At 65.8% G+C, this 4,844-nt stretch carries 4 protein-coding genes; all 4 read left to right on the forward strand.

The features are described from left to right. The coding region (locus ACLHRZ_RS36610; RefSeq protein ID WP_490422911.1) for a reverse transcriptase domain-containing protein at positions 1–1,319 on the forward strand (1,319 nt) is incomplete at its 5' end. Continuing rightward, on the forward strand, positions 1,252–2,220 hold the full coding sequence (locus ACLHRZ_RS36615; RefSeq protein WP_490422912.1) for an ISKra4 family transposase: 969 nt from the start codon (positions 1,252–1,254) through the stop codon (positions 2,218–2,220). The genes ACLHRZ_RS36610 and ACLHRZ_RS36615, both read left to right, overlap by 68 nt. 890 nt (positions 2,221–3,110) lie before the next feature. Continuing rightward, the gene (melC1, locus tag ACLHRZ_RS36620; RefSeq protein ID WP_490422913.1) at positions 3,111–3,506 is read left to right on the forward strand and encodes an apotyrosinase chaperone MelC1; all 396 of its coding nucleotides are present in this window, start codon (positions 3,111–3,113) and stop codon (positions 3,504–3,506) included. 66 nt (positions 3,507–3,572) lie between these two features. Further along, positions 3,573–4,403, forward strand: coding sequence for a tyrosinase MelC2 (melC2, locus tag ACLHRZ_RS36625; RefSeq protein ID WP_490422914.1), 831 nt, complete (start codon positions 3,573–3,575; stop codon positions 4,401–4,403). Positions 4,404–4,844: the final 441 nt, after the last annotated feature.

Here is a 4,844-nt window from a genome sequence, read left to right on the forward strand (position 1 = left end):
CACCTCGTCGGCGGCCTACCTTACACATCTCCGACTGCTTCGGGAGCCTCGACCACAGGACGATGCTCACGATTCTCGGGGAGAAAATCCACGATAACCGGTTCCTCCGGCTCATCAAACAGATGCTGCAAGCCGGATACCTGGAAGACTGGGTATGGAATGCGACGCTCAGCGGTGCTCCGCAAGGCGGCGTACTCTCACCCCTTCTGTCCAACATTTACATGGACCGGCTGGACAAATTTGTCGAGACAGTACTGATTCCTGAGTACACCCGAGGAAAGCGCAGGAAGAACAATCCCGCGTACTTCAAGATGGCCCAGGGGATGTGGCGTGCTCGCAAACGCGGTGACCGAGCCGTTGTGCGGGAGCTGTGGAAACAGCAGCGCGGCCTGCCTTGTCGAGATCCATACGATCCCGGCTACCGGCGGCTGCGTTACGTCCGATACGCCGACGACCATCTCCTCGGGTTCGCCGGACCCAAGGCCGAAGCCGAAGAAATCAAGGCCCGCCTCGCGGCGTTCCTGCGTGACGATCTCAAGCTGGAACTGAACGAGGATAAGACCGTGATCACTCATGGCCGGACGAAAGCCGCGATGTTCCTCGGCTACGAGATCACTGTCCAGCACAGCCGCGACCGCCCAACGGTCAACGGAACCATCGGGCTGCGCGTTCCACGGTCGGTGATCAAGACCAAGTGCACCCCCTACCTTAAACGCGGAAAACCCGAGCGGCGCCCCGAGTTGATGAACCATGACGACCTCAGGATCATCAGCATTTACGGGGCCGAGTACCGGGGTCTGATCCAGTACTACATGCTGGCCGGCGACGTCTGGAGACTGAGCCGGTTGGAATGGGTCGCCAAGACCTCAATGCTCAAGACGCTGGCCGCCAAGCACGGTTCGACGGTGTCGAAGATGGCACGCAAGTACAAGTCCACCATCGAGACCCCGCACGGGCCACGCACCTGCTTCCAGGCCAGCGTCGAACGCCCTGGTAGGAAACCACGAGTCGCCCGGTTCGGCGGCATCCCCCTGAAAAGGCAGAAGAAGGCGCTCCTTGTCGACCGCCGACCAGCCCCGGTCACCCGTCGAAACGAGCTGATTTCCCGGCTCCAGGCGGGCCGGTGTGAGTGGTGCGAGCAGAAGACGGCGGTGGAAGTCCACCAAGTCCGAAACCTCGCCGACCTCACACAACCGGAGCGATCACAGCCCGCGTGGGCGCAACTCATGGCCCGAATGCGCAGAAAGACCCTTGTGGTTTGCACCACCTGCCATCAGGCCATCCACGCGCAGCAACCCACCGCGACATCCACGGAATAGTCACTGGAGAGCCACGTGCATCGAAAGATGCCCGCGTGGTTCGGACCGGGGGCCGCCCGAAAAGGACCTGCACAAACAGGAACCTCGCGGGCGGCCTACCGGTGTGGCCACGGTGGCCTGCGTCTTCGACGTTCTTCCCGCCCCGAGGCGCCCGCACGATGTGATCCACCCGCCCGGTGGCCGCAGCGGCGAGCGCACTCCTCGCCCGGGACCACGGGCCGAGAACAAGTGGTGCACAGCCTCGCTCATCCATTCGCCGGAGGCGGTGATCGCGGATGCCTTCGCCCAGGCCGAAGCCCGCGACCCTGCCCATCTGCGGCCGTGGGTCGTACTGGCCGACGGCGCCCGCCACCAGCTCGACGTGATCCACGCCGAGGCCGCCCGACGAGGCGTCGCCGTGCACATCCTGCTCGACTTCGTCCACGTCGCAGAGCATGTCTGGGCTGCCGCCCGCGCGTTCTCCCCCGCAGACGCGAACGAGACAGAAGCCTGGGCAGCCGACCGGCTGACCTCGATCCTCGCCGGCCATGCCGCCCGCACGGCCGACGAGATGACTGCCCAGGCCGAACAGGAACGACTTCCCGCGGCCCGGCGCGCGGCCGTCGTCACCTGCCACCGCTACCTGACCGGTCACCTTGACCAGCTCCGCTACGACACCGCCCTGGCCAGAGGATGGCCCATTGCCACCGGCGCGATCGAGGGTAGCTGCCGACACCTGATCAACGACCGCCTCGACATCACCGGTGCCCGCTGGGGACTTATCGGTGCCGAAGCCGTCCTCCAACTCCGCACCCTGGCCGCCAACAGCGACCTCGACGCCTACATGCGCTTCCACGCCGTGCGTGAGCACCAGCGCCTCTATCCCACCCCCAACCAGCAGGACTACGACCTCAGCGCCTGATCACGATCTTCCCTCGAAACGAACCGCACCCGTGCGAATTGATCCCCGCAAGGGCGGTCTCGCACCTCAGGCCCTCGACCGCCGGACCGGACCCGATGGCCACGCGCCGTCGCGGCCTGTGGAAAATGAGCAGCACTCTCGCTTTGCCCGGGTGGAGGACCGTGCCTGCCGGCGCGTTCAACGTCCTTGTTGCAAGGTGCGTTTGTGTGGCAATCGTCGGCCGGTGGGTCCGACGGCTCCAGTGCGGCGGAGCCGTCACGGGCTTCCCGCACGATCGGCTCCAGGTGTTCGAAGGCGGCCGCGATCCGCTGGTCACGCCTGCCACGGATCGTCGTCGCCGAATGATTCGCCGGCCACTTCCCGATCCGCACTCGAGGACCAACGCCCGGGTGGGTCTGCTGAAGACGACCCGGTCGCCGATGTGTCGGTGATGACGGCCCGTCGGAGGGGCCGGGGAGCCCACCCCATCCAGGCACAGGAACCCAGGTGATCGCGCAGCCTTGTGCCTGTGTCTGTCTCCAGCCGCCTCCACACCGCCTTGTGCGCGCCCTCCCGCTCTCACTGCACCCGCTCTGTGAGAGGTGTCACTTAGAAGGCGAGTACACGCAATATCCTTCGCGCGTCTCGCTGTTGGTGTGCAAATTCTCCGGCACCCGCATCCAGTGGTGGCACCGTCCAGGAAGCTTTCCTGCAGCATTGGTTGAATTCTCACCCACAGGCACCCGCATCCACGGCGCCCGGCTCCCCCTCCTCTTGTGGTCATGCAAGCTTGGCTGCACGGATTGATCATGAAATATGACAGACAACCGCCTCAGCCCTCCCTAAACGGGCATTGAGGCTGTTCATGACGATCTTGCTTCCAACTAACGGGATTTTCTGGGGGATTACCCATGCCGAAGAACATCACCCGTCGCCTTGTGATCAGGGGTGCCGCTGTTGCGGCAGCAGGGGCCGTACTGACCGCCCCGGCCGCAACCGCGGCCGGGAGGCCCTCTGCACACACCGCAGACCACTCCGGTCACGAGGCCCGCGACCCCCGGCCGTTCGACGAGGTCTACCAAGGCCGGCACATCGTCGGCACACCCGCCACGAACGGCCACGAAGCCCACCACGGCGGCTTCACCGTCGCGATCGACGGCAAGGAACTGCACATCATGCAAAACGCCGACGACACCTGGATCAGCGTCGTCAACCACTACCAGCCCCATCCCGACCCGCTGATGCTCACCCGCGCGGCCGTCGACAAGCTCCGGGGCGCCACGCTCGTCCCCCTCACCACCTCCTGATCCCGGCCGACCACCGACCGCCCGGCCGGTCACGGCCCGGGCCCCGACCCGAGAGGACACCGCCCCATGGCAGTGCGCAAGAACCAGGCGAGCCTGACGGCCACGGAGAAGCGCAACTTCGTCAACGCCGTACTGGCGCTCAAGAAGAACGGCACGTACGACGAATTCGTGCGGACGCACAACGCGTTCATCATGAGCGACGGCGACAGCACCGACCGCGTCGGCCACCGCTCCCCCTCGTTCCTCCCCTGGCACCGCCGCTTCCTCATACAGTTCGAGCAGGAACTGCAGAGAATCGATTCTTCGGTGACACTCCCCTACTGGGACTGGACCACCGACCGGACCGCGGACGCCTCCCTCTGGGGCGCCGACTTCCTCGGCGGCAACGGCCGCAGCCGTGACGCGCAGGTGACCACCGGCCCGTTCGCCTACTCCACCGGCCAGTGGAACATCAACGTCAACGTCGACAACCGCCCCTACCTCCAGCGCGAACTGGGGGCGGGCGTCCGCACGCTACCCACACGCGCCGAGCTCGACGCCGTCCTCGCCATGCCCACCTACGACACAGCCCCCTGGAACAGCGCCTCGAACGGCTTCCGCAACCACCTCGAAGGCTGGCGCGGAGTGAACCAGGTGAACCTGCACAACCGCGTCCACGTCTGGATAGGCGGCCACATGGCCACCGGCACCTCCCCCAACGACCCCGCCTTCTGGCTGCACCACTGCTTCATCGACAAACTGTGGACCGAATGGCAGCGCATGCACCCCACCTCACGCTACCTCCCCACCAGCAACACCCCCCAAGTCGTCGACCTCAACGAGACCATGCGCCCCTGGAACAACGTCACCCCAGCCGACATGCTCGACCACACCAAGCACTACACCTACGACCACTGACCCCGACCGCTCCACCACACCCACCCCCGGAACCGTTCCGGGACAGACACCCGCAGCACCAAAGTCCGGTGCCATACCCGGGCACCGGTGCAGAGGAAGAAACACCAAGACCGGCCGGGCCAGGCCAAGGCCGCCCCCCGGCACGACGAGTGGGATGACGAGCCATCACGCCGACTGCGGGGAGCCCACCGGGAACCCGCACCCGTCACCGCCCCCGCATGACCAACCACCTGGAGTGCCGTGACATGCTGGCACTCCGGTCTCCCCGGCCCACGGGTCGCAGCGCGGAAGTCTCCGGTGAGTAGAGCCAGCGGTGGTCCTTCCGCGGCAGCGCCGCTGAAGGACCACCGCCATCAGGCCACCCTGCCCGGCCAATGCCGCGTAGTTATTGAACCGAAACTCTTCGGGTTCCTGAGTAGGGTCGGGGACTGACGCGGTGGT

Source organism: Streptomyces sp. AM25 (assembly GCF_058146165.1).